This window comes from Actinotalea endophytica (assembly GCF_025717005.1).
In the GTDB taxonomy this organism is placed as follows: domain Bacteria; phylum Actinomycetota; class Actinomycetes; order Actinomycetales; family Cellulomonadaceae; genus Actinotalea.
In genome coordinates, this window is the sequence record NZ_JAOVZU010000001.1 from 637,843 (window position 1) to 652,395 (window position 14,553).

Genomic DNA, 14,553 nt, shown 5'->3' on the forward strand with positions numbered 1-14,553 from the left:
AAGCCTAGGGGACCCGCCGTGCGCGATCTCGGGCAGCGCGCCCGGGCGTGCCGGGTGAGGATGGCAGCCGACCCGTCGACCCGGTCCACCCGCCGACCCGTGGAGCCCCGATGCCCAGCCGGTTCACCCTCGCCGCGATGAACGCCGCGCACCGCGCGCTGATCGCCGTGACCTTCGGCCGAGTCGGCTGGCGGTTCGGCAGCACACCCGCGCTCGAGCTCACCACCACCGGACGCCGCACGGGCGAGCCGCGCTCGACCATGCTCACCGCGCCCCTCGTGCTCGGCGACGCGCTCGTGGTCGTCGCCTCGCGCGGCGGGGACGACAAGCACCCGGCGTGGCTGCTGAACCTGCGTGCCCACCCCGAGGTCACGGTGACGCTCGAGGGCCGGCCGCCGGTGACGATGCACGCCCGGGAGATGACCCCCGCCGAGCGAGCACAGCACTGGCCGACCATCACCGCGACGCACCACCAGTACGCCGAGTACCAGCGCCGGACGGACCGGGTGATCCCCCTGGTGCTGCTCGAGCCGGTGGCGGATCGAACCTGACGGCCGGCGCGAGCGCGGCGATCGACCTCACCGCCGGGCAGCCGGCGACGGTGGCCTACCGCACGCGTGCCGGACTCGATCGCCACCCGTGACGCGGCGGCGTCCGAGTCCGAGTCGGCCCCGCTAGAGCTTCCCGGCCGCCAGCGCCTCGAAGTTCTCCCAGAGCGCCGGGACGCCGAACTCGTTGCGCTGCTTGAGCGCGGCCGGCCCGACGCGGTCCCACATCAGGCCCGGGGCCCACAGGTCGTAGACCAGGCCCGCGTCCAGCACGCCCTGCTTGACGAAGGTCCCGATGGTCTCGCCCATCATCAGCATCACGAACACGCTGCGGTCGGCCACCACGGCCGAGGTCGAGTCGAAGTCGGGCGACATCAGCTCCATCGACGCCTCCATGCCGCCCGACGCGGTGTGCCACGCCAGGAGCTCCACCATCAGGGTCGCGTCGTCGTGCGTTGCCATCTCTGCCTCCGCTTCGTCGGTGTCGGGCGTGCGTTCCCAGCGCTCCTGCCCACGGGTCACGCGGGCGGGATGTTGTGGTTGATGCGGAAGACGTTCTCGGGGTCGAACCGGCGCTTCACCTCGACCAGGCGGCGGTACTTCTCCGGCCCGAACGTGACCGCGGGGTCGAGCGCGCGGTGGCCGGTGGCCTCCGCGCCCTGGAAGTTCACGTACTGCCCGCCGGTCGCGAACGGCTCCATGTCGCGGGAGAACCCCCGCACGAAGGCGACGCGGTCGTCGTCGTCGGCGGCGTCGGTCCAGAACCCGTAGACGTTGAGCCAGTACCGGGCCGCACGGTTGGGGAACGGCGTCGCGTCCTCGGCGACCCTCCCGTACGCGCCACCCAGGTGGTGCACGTCGAACGCCGTGCCCACCCAGGTCTGCTCCTGGCCGCGCCGCACGAGCACGTCGATCACGTCGTCGTCGAGGCGGTCGAACGACGTGTTGCGCCAGTAGGCCCGCACGCCCTTGGGCACGAGCGCGTCGAACGCGGACTGCCACTCGACCCAGGCGACGTCGCCGACCTCCTCGGCGTCGGGTGGTGCCGCCCGCCGCAGACGCTCGACCAGCGACTCGCCGAGTGCACGGTCCGGCGAGGCCCAGGCGAAACCGACCAGCAGGAGCGGCTGGTCGCCCATCTCCATCATCGGTGGCGGCGTGGTCGTGGTCGTGATGGTCGTCATGGCGTCCGGCAGGTCCCGGGTCCACTCCTCGAGGGCGTGCCACGCCTCGCGCCAGCGGTCCGCGCCGTACACGAAGTTCCCGCCGAGCACCGTCGGGCCCAGCGGGTAGGCGCGGAACGTGAACGACGTCACCACGCCGAAGTTGCCGCCACCGCCCTTGAGGGCCCAGAGCAGGTCGGGGTTCTCGGTGTCGCTCGCCACGACGGTCGTCCCGTCGGCCGTCACCAGCTCGGCGGCCACGAGGTTGTCGGCCGTGAGCCCATGCGCGCGGGTGAGCCAGCCGACGCCGCCGCCGAGGGTCAGTCCGGCCACACCCGTGCCGGAGACCACCCCGATGGGCACCGCGAGGTCGTGCGGAGCGGTGGCCGCGTCGACGTCCTTGAGCGTCGCGCCGCCCTGCACGCGTACGGTCCCGGCCTGCGGGTCGACGGTCACCTGGGTGAGGTCGCCGAGGTCGAGCACGATGCCGTCGTCGACGCTGCCGTTCCCTGCGACGTTGTGGCCGCCGCTGCGGACCGCGAGGTCGAGCCCGTGCCGGCGGGCGAACGCGATCGTGGCCGCGACGTCCGCGTCGCCGGCCGCGCGCACGACCGCGAGCGGGCGACGGTCGATCATCGCGTTCCAGAGCGCGCGTGCGGCGTCGTAGCCGGGATCATCCGCGGCAACCACCGCACCCTGGATCCTGCTTCGTAGGTCCTCGGCTTCGTGCATCGACCACGTTGTCGACATGGGGGGCCTCCTACGCCATGCGACCGATCGTGCGTCGCGGTGGCCGGACCGGCAAGTGGAGCCGCCGCCGGCCCGCGGTCCGCGACCCGGATGGGCCGTAGGGCGGAATCGTCGCCGCGACCGCGCGTCATCCCTCGACACGCGTGTGGCCTGCGATGTCACACTGGGTGGAGCACACCGGTGCGAGGTTCCATTGCTGCGGGGGGACGGACGCGACGTCGTGCGGGCGGCGACGGGGCCGCCCGGTGTGAGGTTCGTGGATCGCACAGCGCTGCTGGAGGTCGGGATGGCCACCCGCGACGATCGGGAGACGCCTGCGCGTCGGCCCGGCTCGTCCGCGTCCGGATGGTCGGCGCGTGCGAGCTCGTGGCCGACCATGCTCGGCGTGGTGCTCGTCGGGGTGCTCATCACCGGGGTGGTCTGGCACACGGCGCCGTCCGGGTCGCCGACGGGCTTGGTGCACCTGTACTACCTGCCGGTGATCTACGTGGCCGCGTTCGTCGGCCCGGCGGCGGCGGCCTTCGTCGCGATCCTGGCCGGACTCGCGGCCGGCCCGCTCGTGCCGGTCGCCGGGCACGTCTCGGTGACCTCGAGCGAGCAGCCGGTCAGCGAGTGGCTCGTCCGGCTCTCCCTCATGGTCGTCGTGGCCGTCGTCGTGGCGTGGCTCGCGCGGCGCCAGGCGCGTCCCGTGGACCTCCTGGTCCGTGACGCGGTCTCGGCGCGGACGCTGCGCGGTGCGCTCGCCTCGGGCGAGATCGCGCTGCACTTCCAGCCGGTCATCGCGCTCGAGGACGGCCGGGTCGCAGGGGTGGAGGCCCTGTGCCGGTGGACCGACCGCTCGGGGCGCTCCGTGCCGCCCGCCGAGTTCATCCCGCTGGCCGAACGCACGGGGGTGATCCACGAGCTCGGCGCCTGGGTGCTCAGGACCGCCGTGCGGCAGGCCGAGGAGTGGTCGGCCGCCATGTCCGAGACGCCCACCATGGCCGTGAACGTCTCGGCCGATCAGCTCGGACACGAGAAGTTCCGGGCGCTCGTCGCCGAGGTGCTGGCGCACTCGCCGATCGAGCCGCGCCAGCTGGTGCTGGAGATCACCGAGACCGCGATCATCGCCGACCGCGAGGCGGCGCTCGCCACGGTGCGAGCGGCCCGGGAGCTCGGTGCCCGGGTCGCGCTGGACGACTTCGGCACCGGGACCTCGTCCCTCGCGCAGCTCGCCGGCTTCCCGATCGACATCGTGAAGATCGACAAGGGCTTCGTGGACGGCGTCGACCACGACCCGACGATGCGGGCCCTCGTGCGGGCGATCGTCTCGATGGCCGAGGCCCTCGGCGCGCTCGCGGTCGCCGAGGGGATCGAGCGGCCGTCGCAGCTGGCCGTGCTGCGCGAGCTCGGCTGCCCGTTCGGTCAGGGGTTCGACCTCGGCCGCCCCGCGCCGGCCGGTGCGGTGGACCTGACGCCGCGCACGGTGCCGTAGGGCCGGCGCCCCGGGGCGGGCGCCCTACCGCCCGGACGTCAGCCACCGCGGCAGGTCGGCGAACGAGTCGAGCAGCACGTCCGGGGCGGGGCCGCCGTCCTCGAGCTGGGCGGACCGGAACTTGCCGGTGCGCACCTGGATCCCGGTGATCCCGAGCGCCTGGGCGGCGCGGACGTCGGTGTCGAGGTCGTCGCCGACCATCGCGGCCTCGTGGGCCGCCACGTCGAGCGAGCCGAGCGCTGCGTCGAACATCGCGGGCTCGGGCTTGCCGATCACCGTCGCGCGGACGCCTGAGGCCGCTTCGAGCCCGGCGAGGTAGGCGCCGGTGTCCAGCTGCAGGCCGGTGGCCGTGCGCCACAGCAGGTTGCGGTGCATCGCGACCAGCGCCGCGCCGTCGAGCAGCGCCGCGAGCGCCCGGTTCAGGGCGTCGTAGCCGAACTCCTCGCCGGCGCCGCCGAGCACCACGACGTCGGCCGGCGGCTCACGCACGACGTCCACGCCGGGCAGGTCTGCGGTCACGTCGCCGGAGCTGAGCAGCAGGCACCGTGCCCCGGGGTGTGCTCGTCGCAGGTGCTCGGCCACGGCGGCCGTCACGGTGACCACCTCCTCGTCGCCGACCGCGAACCCCGCGTCGCGCAGCGCCGACGTGATCTCGGCGCGGGTGCGGGACGTGGTGTTGGTGAGGAACCGCACGCCGGCGACCTCGCGCACAGCGGCGAGTGCCTCGACCGCGCCCGGCAGCGCCTGCCAGGACACGACGAGCACGCCGTCGATGTCGATCAGCAGAGCCCGTGGGGGCCTCATGCGGCCAGGCTAGGCCGCCGGTCGCGCGGGCGTCGACGGCTGCCCGCGGAGCCTCGTTCGTGCAACGGACGCGCCTCGATCGCACGCCGTCGACGCTGACCTATTTACGACGGAATGTGACGTGGGTAACGTCCGGGGTGTTCGGGTGCGTCCCCCAGGGCGGATCCCTCCGTCGGTCACGGCCGACCTTCCGGCCGCAGGGCCGACCATCCGCAACCGCCCGCGCTCGTCGACGGGACACAGGATGAGCGAATCGCACGGGACGGCCCGGGCGACGGCACCGCCGCCGCTGTCGACCGAGGCACTCGCGACCGCCTTCCGCGCCGCCCTGTGCGGGCCCGAGCACGTCGGCAGCCCCGAGATCATCTGGAGCGACCGCGGGTCGCAGATCCTGCTGCACGTCGGCAAGCTCCAGGTCCGGCTCGCGAAGGCGACGCTCGTGGTCGCGGTCGACACCGAGTCCGTCGAGTTCGGCGTCGCGCCGCTGGTCGTGCGGTTCGTGTTCGGCGCCGACGGCGGGCCGTCGTCCCTCGTCGCGGCCACCGACGCGACCGCGCTGGGCCACCCCGACGTCGCGGCCCGCTGGGGCGACCTGTTCCGCGACGTGATCTGGGCAGCCCTCCAGCGGCTCGTCGACCTGCACACCCGCGACGGTGCGCCCGGCGGGCTGACGGTCCACCCGCGCGGGCTGGCGGTCGCGGTGCAGAAGCCGTTCTCCGCGGTCGACCTCGCGGTCGCGCACCGCCGGGGCCTGGTCAAGGAGAAGCTCCGCGACGCGCCGCGCGGCCGCGACCTCGCGCCGCACCGCATCGACCCCACGCCCCCCGGGCGCCCCCGGCGCGAGGACCCGCGGCGAGGCCCGTCATGACCATCAGCCTCGGCGCGTCCGGAGAGCTCGCGGCCCTCGCCTCGGCGATCGGGCTGCTCGACGAGCACGGTGAGCTCGACCTCGACTGGTTCAGCGCCCCGCTCGCCAAGCTCGAGGGGATGCTGCGCACCCCGTCGCAGCGGGCCGCGCTGGGGGAGTTCTTCGACCTCGCCCTGCCGCCCGAGCCGCAGCCCGGCCGGCCGGCGGCCGAGAAGTGGCACCCGCTGCTGGGCGACCTCGACCGCGGCAACCTCTACCTCACGCTCGCCGACACCGGCGCCGGCCTGACCCTCGGCCTCGCCGGTGACTTCCACACCGAGGCCGGTGCCGCCGTCCCCGCGTCGCTGCGCGTGCAGGCGGACGTGGTCGCCGCGAACGGCGCCGTGGACCTGGTGATCGGCACCGCCGCGCACCCGATCGCGGTCGAGCTGCGGGTCCAGACCGACTGGACCTACGACCCGGGAGCCGGGCGCCCGGTGGGGCTCCGCGCCGTGGTCGGACGGTTCACGATCGTGCCCGACCCGTCGAACCCCGGCGTCTCGATGCAGGTCGTGCTCGAACAGCTCAGCCTCGGCGGCGAGACGCCGGTCGACACCGTGATGGACGTCGAGGACCTCGGCCGCAACGCCCCGGACCTGATCGCCGGGCTGCTCAAGATCGCCCTCGCCGAGGCCGGCCCCGACCCCGTGCTCACCCGGCTCGCCGACCACGTGCTCGCGCTGTTCGGGCTCGCCGACGCCGACGCGATCCCGGCGTTCCCGTTCGCCGAGATCGCCGACGGGCCCGCCGCCGTGCAGTCCTGGCTCGCGCAGCTCGTCGGCGCGACCGGGGCACCGACCGCCGCGCCGTGGCTCGAGCACCTCGCCGGACTGCTCGGCACCGACGTCGCCGCGACCGGCAGCGGCACGGCCGACCTGCCGTGGCGGGTGCCGCTCGTCGACCTCGGTGGCGGCGAGGTGGTCGCGACCCTCGCCCTGGTCGACGGGCACCTGCGGGTCGGCCTGGGCGTCGACGTCGGTGGCTCGCTCGGCGGTGGCCAGCCCGACCTGCACGTCGAGGCGCAGGTCGCGCTCGCGGACGTGCCGCTCGACGGTGCCGCGCCGCCCGTCGTGCTGCCGCGCGCGACCGCGCTGCTGGTGCTCGACGGTCCGGGCGCGGCTGCGCTCGTCGACTCCGCGACGGTCAAGGTCGGGTCGCTGCGCACCGGCCTCGCCTGGGACGGCACCACGCTCGCGCCCACGCTCGAGCTGCTCGACAACCGGCTCGGGGCCACCCCGTACGACCGGCTCGACCTGACCAACGTGGACAGCGTCGAGGCGGCCGCGACCGGGCTCGTGGTCGACGCGATCACCCAGGCCCTCGGCTCGGACGTGGGTCGTCGCCTCGCCGCGATCGTCGGCCTGGTCGCGCCCGAGGACCCGGCGAACCCCGGCGCGGCGCTGCCCGGCTGGACCCACCACCTCGACCTCACCCGGCTCGTGGTGGACCCGGCCGGCGCGATCGGCGACTACCACCGCGCCGTCCTGACCGACGCCGACTCGTGGACCCACCTGCTCCGGGAGATCGGGCTGCTCGTCGGTCTGCCCGGCGCCATCGCCGGGACCGGCACGTCCGCCGACCCGTGGACGGTCACGATCGCCGGGGCCGGCGGCCCCGAGCTGCAGCTCGCCGCATGGCACCAGGTCGCGCCCGCCGACGCGACGGTGCACCAGCTGCGGCTCGGCCTGCGCCTGGCCGCGACCCCCGGCGGGGCGTCGTTGTCGCTGTCCGGCGAGGTGCTCAGCATCGACCTTCCGGCCAGTGGGTCCGCGACCGTCGGGTTCCTCGGGGCGCAGCAGCTCCGGCTCGTGCTGCACCCCGCGGTCGACACCCAGCTCGGCGCGGTCGCCGTCTCGCTCGACACCCTCGACGCCGCGGCCGGCTGGCAGCCCGGCGGCTCGTTCGGCTGGCAGGTCCGGGCCCAGGGGCTCACCCTCGCGGTCGACGGCGACAGCGTGACCGTCGACGAGCTGCACCTGCCCCCCACCGCGGCCTTCGACCTCACCGACCTGCCCACGTCCGCGGCCGCGCTCGGCCTCGACGTCGCCGACCTGGTCGGTACGTTGCGGATGGTGCTCGTGCTGCTCGCCGAGCAGGCCGGGGCCGAGGTCGAGCTCGGCGCCGCGCTGCTCGGGCTGCACGTGCACCTGCCCGGGCTCAGCGAGGACGCGCCGCTGATCGTCGACCCCGCCGACCCCGGCCTGCTGCTGCGCGACCCCGCCGGTGCGTTGCGGTCCTGGCTCGCCCGCCTGGTCGCGCACGTCGGCACCGCGGGGGAGGCCGGCCTCACCGCACTGCTGCGCACCGTCGCCTCGCTCGGCACCGAGCTGCTCGGCGAGCTCACCGGCCAGGTGGCAGGCCTCGCGGAGGACACCATCGGCGCCGCCGAGCTCGAGCTCGCGGGCCTGCTCGGCGGCACCGGCAGCTTCCCCGACCCGTGGCGCCTGCCGTGGCCGGGTGGCGGGGGGACGACCGGGGCCGACGGCCCCGACCTCGAGGTGTGGCTCGAGCCGCAGGGGCCGCCGACCGGCTGGCTCGGCGGGCTGCGCACCCGCGCGCAGGAGGCCACCAGCCCCGAGGAGCTCGCCGCGGTGCTGCGCGAGACCGCATGGTTCGACCCGGACCTGCGCTCGCTGCTGCGCGGCCTCGGCCTCGACGACCTGCTCCAGCGGCTGGTCTACCTCGAGGTGCACCTCGCCGCGGGCGACGGCGTGGTCCCACGCGACTCGCAGCTGCCCGACGTGTTCGGCTGGGCGCACGGCATCGAGGCCGACGCGGCGCACCACCTGCTGCCCACCCACCCCGACGTGATCGCCGAGGTCGCCGCCAGGGTCGAGGAGCTGCACGGCGCCGGACCGCGGACCGTGCTGCTGGTCGGTCCCGACTTCGCCGACCACACCGTGTGGGCGGACCTGCTCGCGGCCCCGGCGCTGCAGGGCACCACCGACCCCGCCGCGCACGTCGACCTGCGCACCCCGGGGATCGACCCCCGGACGATCGCCCTCGACGGCCTCACCGCGGTCGCCGACTACTACACGGTCGACCTCGGCGCCGGTGACCTCGCGCACCAGGCCGCCCAGGTCGCGCACGTCGCGGACCGGCTCGCCGTGCTGCACCCCGGGCCGATCGTCGTCGTCGCGCACTCCACGGCCGGGCTGGTCGCCCGCCAGTTCGCCGCCGACCACACCGACCGGGTCGCCGGCCTGGTGACGATCGGCGCGCCGCACCTCGGCGCGCCACTGCCCTTCCTGCGCGAGCCCGAGCTCGGCGACGCCGTGCGGATCGCCGGGGTCCTGCTGCCGCAGATGGCCGCCTCGCCGCTGCGCGACGCGCTGACCCACCTGCTCGGCGCGGTCGAGGGCTACGTGCCCGCGCCCGCACCCGGCGCGCTCGACGTCGCCCGTCCGTACCCCGAGCAGGCGTTCTCGGTCACCGCGCCCTTCGACCTCGGCGATGTGCCCGTGGTCACGATCGCCGGTGGGCTCGCGGGCGACCTGCTCGCCGAGCTCGGCGCCGCGCTCGCCGACCACATCCAGGCGCTGACCGCCGTCGCCCGACCCGACCCCACGCACCTGTCCTACGGCATGTCGATGCCGATCGCGCTCCCCGGCGCAGCGGACGGCCCGGCCGGGCTCGCCCGGGTGCGCTTCGGGCTCGGGCAGATCGCCCTCGGCGGCGCCGCGGCTCCCCGCCCGGCCGAGCTGCTGCGGGTCGAGCTCGACCTCGCGCGGGACGGCGGCTGGCTGGTCGGCGGCCCCGGCCTGTCCGACGTCGACGGCCGGCTGCGCCGCCTGCAGCTCGGCGTGACCGCCGTGGCCGGGCCGTCCGGCACGCAGGCCACGCTCGACGCCACCCTGGACCAGGCCGCCTGGCGGGGCACCACCGCCGCGCACGTCGACCTGGACGACCCGCGCGCCGCCGCACTGCTCGGTGCCGCGTTCGGCGCGGCGCTCGCCGGCAGCCCCACCACCGGACCGGTCTCCGGGCTCGCGGACGCGCTCACCGCGATCGGCCTGGTCGCGACCGACGTCGCGGGGGTCACGAGCCTGGCCGCGGACGCGTTCGCGACGCTGCGCACCGACCCGGTCGGCTACCTCGGCACCCGCATCCCGCCCGCGCTCGCCCGCCCGGACGGCTGGGCCGGGCTCACCGGTGGCGGCACCGACGGTGGGTTCCGGCACGCCGCCGCCGGCACGCCGTACGACCTGTTCGTCCGCCAGGAGGGCTCGACCTGGCGGACCGGCATCGAGACGACCACCGCACCGGAAGCGCCGCTGTGGGTCTCGGCCGACGTCGACCTCGTGCTGCCCGCGTTCACCCCGACCGTCGAGGTCGGCGCGCACCTCGGCGTCGCGACCCTGCGCTACCGGTCGGACGGCACGCTCACGCTCGACGTCGACCCGTTCCTGACCGACGTGCCGCTGCTGCCCACCCCGAGTCTCGCCGAGCTCGGCGCCCACCTCGAGGCTGCGCTGCCGGACATCCTCGCCACCGGCGTGGTCGGGACCGTGCTCGCGCAGGTCGTCCCCGGCCTCGACCTCGCGGCGCTCGGCCGACTGCTGCACGCGCCCGGCGAGATGCTCGCCGACGTGCTCGCCGGCGCCGACGGGTTCGACCCCACGGCCGTCGGCGGGATCCTCACCGCGCTGAACACCGCGATCGGGCTGCCCGCCGGACCCGGCCTCCAGCTGCCCGGCGACGTCAGCCTCACCGCCGCCGCCGGTGCCGCGCCGGGCTCGGTCGCGCTCGGCGTGCAGACCACCGCGCCGATCGGCGGCGTGCTCGGGCTCGGCTTCGCGCTCGACATCGACCGGACGCGGCACGTCACGCCGTCCGGCACCGTCACCGTGGACACCCCGCTGACCGGCACCTGGCCGCAGGTCTCGATCGAGTTCGGAGCGAGCATCGCCGGGGCGACGCTCGTCGTCACCCCGCAGGGCGTCGCGCCCATCACGCTGCTGCCCACGTTCAGCGGCCTCGGTGCGCTGCGCGGGGCCGGCGCGGCCCTGCTCCCGCAGGTGCTCGACGCCGCCGTCGCCGAGCTCACCCCGCACCCCGCGTGGCTGGACCACGTGCTCGCCGCGGCCGGCCACCTCGACCTGTACGACGCCGCCGGGAAGTTCTCCGCCCACACCGCGACGTTCGCCGCGATGCTCGACGGGACCTGGTTCGACGGCGTCGCCGCCGGCGCCCGCACCGGGGTCGCGCAGGCCGTGGTCGACCTGCTCGGGCTGGTGCCCGGCGTGCCCGGCGCGTTCGACGCCCCGGCGACCGGTCTGGTCCGGTGGACGCTCGCGCTGCCCGCCGGCGCGGGCGACCTGCAGGTCTCGGCCGGCTGGGGGCTGGCCGGCCCCACCGCCGAGCTCGCGATCACCGACCTGCACCCGGCCGGCGCGCCGGTCAGCCTCTCCGCCGGCACCCGGATCGACCCGACCGGCGTCGACGTCTCCACGTCGCTCGGCGCGGACTTCGGCAGCCTCGGCATCGACCTCGTGCCGCGGTTCGAGCTCGCCCTCGTGGACGGCGAGCTCACCGCGCGGTTCCTGCCGCTCGCCGGGACCGGTGACGGCCCGCTCGTGGTGACCCTCGCGCCCGAGGTGTCCGTGGACGTCGGCGCGGGCACCGCCGAGGAGCTCGTGGTCGGCTGGGCCCTGCCGCTCGCCGTCCAGGTCGCGCTGGTCGCCGCCGACCCGGTGCTCAACCACCCGCTGTGGACCGGCGGGCCGACCCTCGAGGACGCGCTCACCGACGCCGGGCTGCTGGTCGGCGGGAACGTCGCGCACCCGCTGCCCGGCGTCTTCGAGATGCTCGCCGCGTTCCTCGCCGCGGCGTCCGACGCGCTCGACCTCACGCTCGGCGAGCTGCACCTGTCGCTCGTTGCCGAGTCCGGGCGGGTCGGCCTGGGCCTCAGCGGCACGCAGGCCATCCCGCTCGGCGACCTCGAGCTCGACGTGCTGTTCGGCGCCCCGACCAGCTGGGGCGCACCCGCCGCCGAAGGCCTGCAGGTGCTCCTGCTCGACATCTCCGGGAGCGAGCCCGCGTTCGACCTCGGCATCCAGCTGCACGGCGTCGGGGTGGGCCTGTCGAAGGCCGACGGCACAGCGCTGGTCTCGGAGACCGCGCTACGGCTCGGTGGGGTCAAGGCGTTCCTGTTCCTGGACCTCGAGACCGGCACCGGGAGCCTGGTCGCGTCGCACGGTGGGGCCGGCCTCGAGCTGTCCGGCTTCGGCCTGCCGCTGTCCGCAGCGCTCGGCGGCGGGGGCGGCTCGAACCCGGTCGCGTCGAACCTGCTGTCCTCGGGCGGGTCCGGCGGCGCCGGCGGCGACGACCAGTCCGTCAACCCGGTGACCGACGTCGACGTCTGGTACTGGGACGACGCCGGCGCGTCCTCGGCGACCCTGCACGTGCTGGTCGGCGGGCAGGACGGGCTGTTCTGGATCCCGATCCACGCCGGCTTCGGGCCGATCTTCATCGACGAGCTCGGCGTCGGCGTCAGCAGCACGACCCTGACCCTCGCGATCGACGGCGGTGTCAGCGTCGCCGGGCTGACCGCCGAGGTGGACGAGCTGTCCGTGGCGGTCCCGTACGCGAGCGTCACCGACCCCAGCACCTGGGTGATCGACCTCAAGGGCCTCGCGGTCGGCTACAGCGGCCCGGCGATCTCGATCGCCGGCGGCCTGGTGAAGTTCGACGGCCCGCCGATCGAGTACGACGGCATGCTGCTGGTGAAGATCGGCACCATCGGCGCGATCGTGATCGGCTCGTACGCCGTCGTGGGCGAGGGCGCCGACGAGTACACGTCGTTCGCGGTGTTCGGCGGCGTGTTCGTGCCGATCGGCCTGCCGCCGATCATCAACCTCACCGGCATCGCGCTCGGCATGGGCTACAACCGGCGCCTCGTGGTCCCCGAGGACCTCAACACCATCCCGGACTTCATGCTGGTCAAGGCGCTGGACCGCCCCGAGGACCTCGCGAACGACCCGATGAAGGCGCTCTACTCGTTCCGCGACCAGGTCCCGCCGTCCCGCGGCGCCCTGTGGTTCGCGGCCGGGCTGCGCGGCACGTCGTTCGAGATCGTCAACATCACCGCGGTCGTCTACGTCGCGCTCGACAACGGCGTCGAGGTCGGCCTGCTCGGCGTCGCGCGCATGGCGCTGCCCACCGACGACGCCGCGATCGTCAGCGTCGAGCTCGCCCTCAAGGCGCGGTTCTCCAGCGCCGAGGGACTGTTCTCGGTGCAGGCCCAGCTCACCGACAACTCGTGGCTGATCAGCAAGGACTGCCGGCTCACCGGCGGGTTCGCGTTCTTCGTGTGGTTCCGCGAGTCGCAGTTCCTGCTCACCCTCGGCGGGTACCACCCGGCGTTCCAGCCCCGGCCGGAGTACCCCGTGGTGCCGCGGATCGGCTTCGAGTGGAACTTCCTCGGCGTGGTGCACCTCAAGGGCGAGTCGTACTTCGCGCTGACCACCACGGCGATCATGACCGGCACCCGGGTCGAGGCCACCTACGGCCCGGACTGGATCCAGGTCTGGTTCTCGGCCTACACCGACATCCTGGTGATGCGGGACCCGTTCCACTACATCGTCGACATCGGCATCTCGGTGGGGGCCCGGCTGCGGATCCGGGTGTGCTTCTTCGCCTGCGCGACCATCGAGATCAGCGTGTCCGTCGGGGCGTCGCTGCACCTCGAGGGCCCGCCGTTCCACGGCACCGTCACCGCCGACCTCGGCGTCACGTCGGTCACCGTGCCGTTCGGCGACAACGCGCTGCCCGAGCCGCCGATGCGGCACTGGGACGAGTTCGTCGAGATGTTCGTCAAGGCCGGGGACGCCAACGCGGGCAGCGTCGCCGCGCAGGTCACCACCGGGCTGCTGCCCGCCGAACCGGCCGGCGCGCCGGTCGCCCCCGGGACCGCCGAGCAGCCGTGGCGCGTGTCGGCCGAGTGGTCGCTGCGCACCGAGTCGAAGATGCCCGCACGGGGCTTCGCCCTGCAGGTCGACACGGCGATGACCGAGGCGCAGATCGGCAGCGTGGTGTTCGGCCGGGTCGCCTCGCTGTCCACCGTCTACGACTTCGACCTCGCGCCGATGGGCGTCCCGCACGACCACCTGACCACGGTGCACCGGGTCGTGCTCGCACGCCGGCCCGAGGGCGGCGGGGCGTTCGTCGACATGGTGCCCGCGGGCGGGGCGGCACCCGCCGACCTGGCGCTCGTGCTGGACCCCGTGCTGTTCAAGGTCGCGCCCGTGATCGCGCAGGTCTCCGAGGCGACGTACCACTCCTTCCCGCACCTCAAGCCGCCGGCCGCCGCCAACACCCTCCCGGTGCTCGCCGGACTGACCCTCGACGGGACCCCGCAGCTGGTCCGGCCGAGCGAGCGCATCCCGATCGGGACCCTGGTCGACGCGTCAAACTTCCGCCCGCTGCCGTTCGCCAAGCGCACCCCGGTGTTCATCGGGCACGTCCGGGACCTCGGTGCCGCGTGGCAGACCCTCGCCGGCCTGGCCGACGGTGTCGACGACCGCAGGCTCGTGGCCGGCGTGCTGCAGATCCTCGGCCGGCCGGCCGACCCGGAGGGCCCCGCCGTGCAGTTCGCCGAGCTGCGCGCCGCGAGCGGCCTGCGGCCCGGCGGCTACGGGCCGGTCGCGATGGGCGCGCTCGCGAACCGCCGTTCCGCGCCGCCCGTGCTGTCCGCGCTCAGCGAGGGCTTCACGCTCGAGGACCCGGGCCGGGGGACCGCCGAGGAGCCGGTCCCGATCCCGGCCGTCGAGGGCGTGGCGCTCGACCGACCGCGGCTGCAGAGCGTGCTGCAGCGTCCGGTGCCGGCCGTCGGCGCGACGCCCGCGGTGGTCACCAGCGTGCGGGCTCGCCGCCCGCTGCCGACCCGCGGCCTGGTGCCGGCGGGTG

At 75.1% G+C, this 14,553-nt stretch carries 7 protein-coding genes; 4 read left to right on the forward strand and 3 right to left on the reverse strand.

Annotation, left to right across the window (positions count from 1 at the left end):
* The first annotated feature begins 110 nt into the window (after positions 1-110).
* A complete protein-coding gene (locus OEB99_RS03095) occupies positions 111-551 on the forward strand; it encodes a nitroreductase family deazaflavin-dependent oxidoreductase (protein WP_263508250.1) in 441 nt (146 codons plus the stop codon).
* 123 nt (positions 552-674) lie between these two features.
* On the opposite strand, the gene OEB99_RS03100 is transcribed toward OEB99_RS03095, so the two are convergent.
* Positions 675-1,010, reverse strand: coding sequence for a DUF4760 domain-containing protein (locus OEB99_RS03100; RefSeq protein WP_263508251.1), 336 nt, complete (start codon positions 1,008-1,010; stop codon positions 675-677).
* Positions 1,011-1,066: 56 nt separating this feature from the next.
* A complete protein-coding gene (locus OEB99_RS03105) occupies positions 1,067-2,461 on the reverse strand; it encodes an FAD-binding oxidoreductase (protein WP_263508253.1) in 1,395 nt (464 codons plus the stop codon).
* Positions 2,462-2,717: 256 nt separating this feature from the next.
* On the opposite strand from OEB99_RS03105, the gene OEB99_RS03110 reads away from it, so the two are divergent.
* Positions 2,718-3,935: an EAL domain-containing protein gene (locus tag OEB99_RS03110; RefSeq protein ID WP_263508254.1), complete on the forward strand. Its 1,218-nt coding sequence runs from the start codon at positions 2,718-2,720 to the stop codon at positions 3,933-3,935.
* A gap of 24 nt (positions 3,936-3,959) precedes the next feature.
* Here OEB99_RS03110 and OEB99_RS03115 read toward each other — a convergent pair whose 3' ends face one another.
* Positions 3,960-4,739: a TIGR01458 family HAD-type hydrolase gene (locus OEB99_RS03115; protein WP_263508255.1), complete on the reverse strand. Its 780-nt coding sequence runs from the start codon at positions 4,737-4,739 to the stop codon at positions 3,960-3,962.
* Between the two features lie 244 nt (positions 4,740-4,983).
* On the opposite strand from OEB99_RS03115, the gene OEB99_RS03120 reads away from it, so the two are divergent.
* Both OEB99_RS03120 and OEB99_RS03125 read left to right on the forward strand, forming a co-directional pair.
* On the forward strand, positions 4,984-5,607 hold the full coding sequence (locus OEB99_RS03120) for a hypothetical protein (RefSeq protein ID WP_263508257.1): 624 nt from the start codon (positions 4,984-4,986) through the stop codon (positions 5,605-5,607).
* Positions 5,604-14,553 (forward strand): alpha/beta fold hydrolase (locus tag OEB99_RS03125; RefSeq protein WP_263508258.1); only part of this gene is annotated, 8,950 nt, incomplete at its 3' end. The genes OEB99_RS03120 and OEB99_RS03125, both read left to right, overlap by 4 nt.

What these genes read in the sequence shown, in the direction of transcription:
- OEB99_RS03105 (WP_263508253.1), bottom strand. Translation starts at nt 2,461, where the DNA reads ATGTCGACAACGTGGTCGATGCACGAAGCCGAGGACCTACGAAGCAGG.
- OEB99_RS03100 (WP_263508251.1), bottom strand. Translation starts at nt 1,010, where the DNA reads ATGGCAACGCACGACGACGCGACCCTGATGGTGGAGCTCCTGGCGTGG.
- OEB99_RS03120 (WP_263508257.1), top strand. Translation starts at nt 4,984, where the DNA reads ATGAGCGAATCGCACGGGACGGCCCGGGCGACGGCACCGCCGCCGCTG.
- OEB99_RS03095 (WP_263508250.1), top strand. Translation starts at nt 111, where the DNA reads ATGCCCAGCCGGTTCACCCTCGCCGCGATGAACGCCGCGCACCGCGCG.
- OEB99_RS03115 (WP_263508255.1), bottom strand. Translation starts at nt 4,739, where the DNA reads ATGAGGCCCCCACGGGCTCTGCTGATCGACATCGACGGCGTGCTCGTC.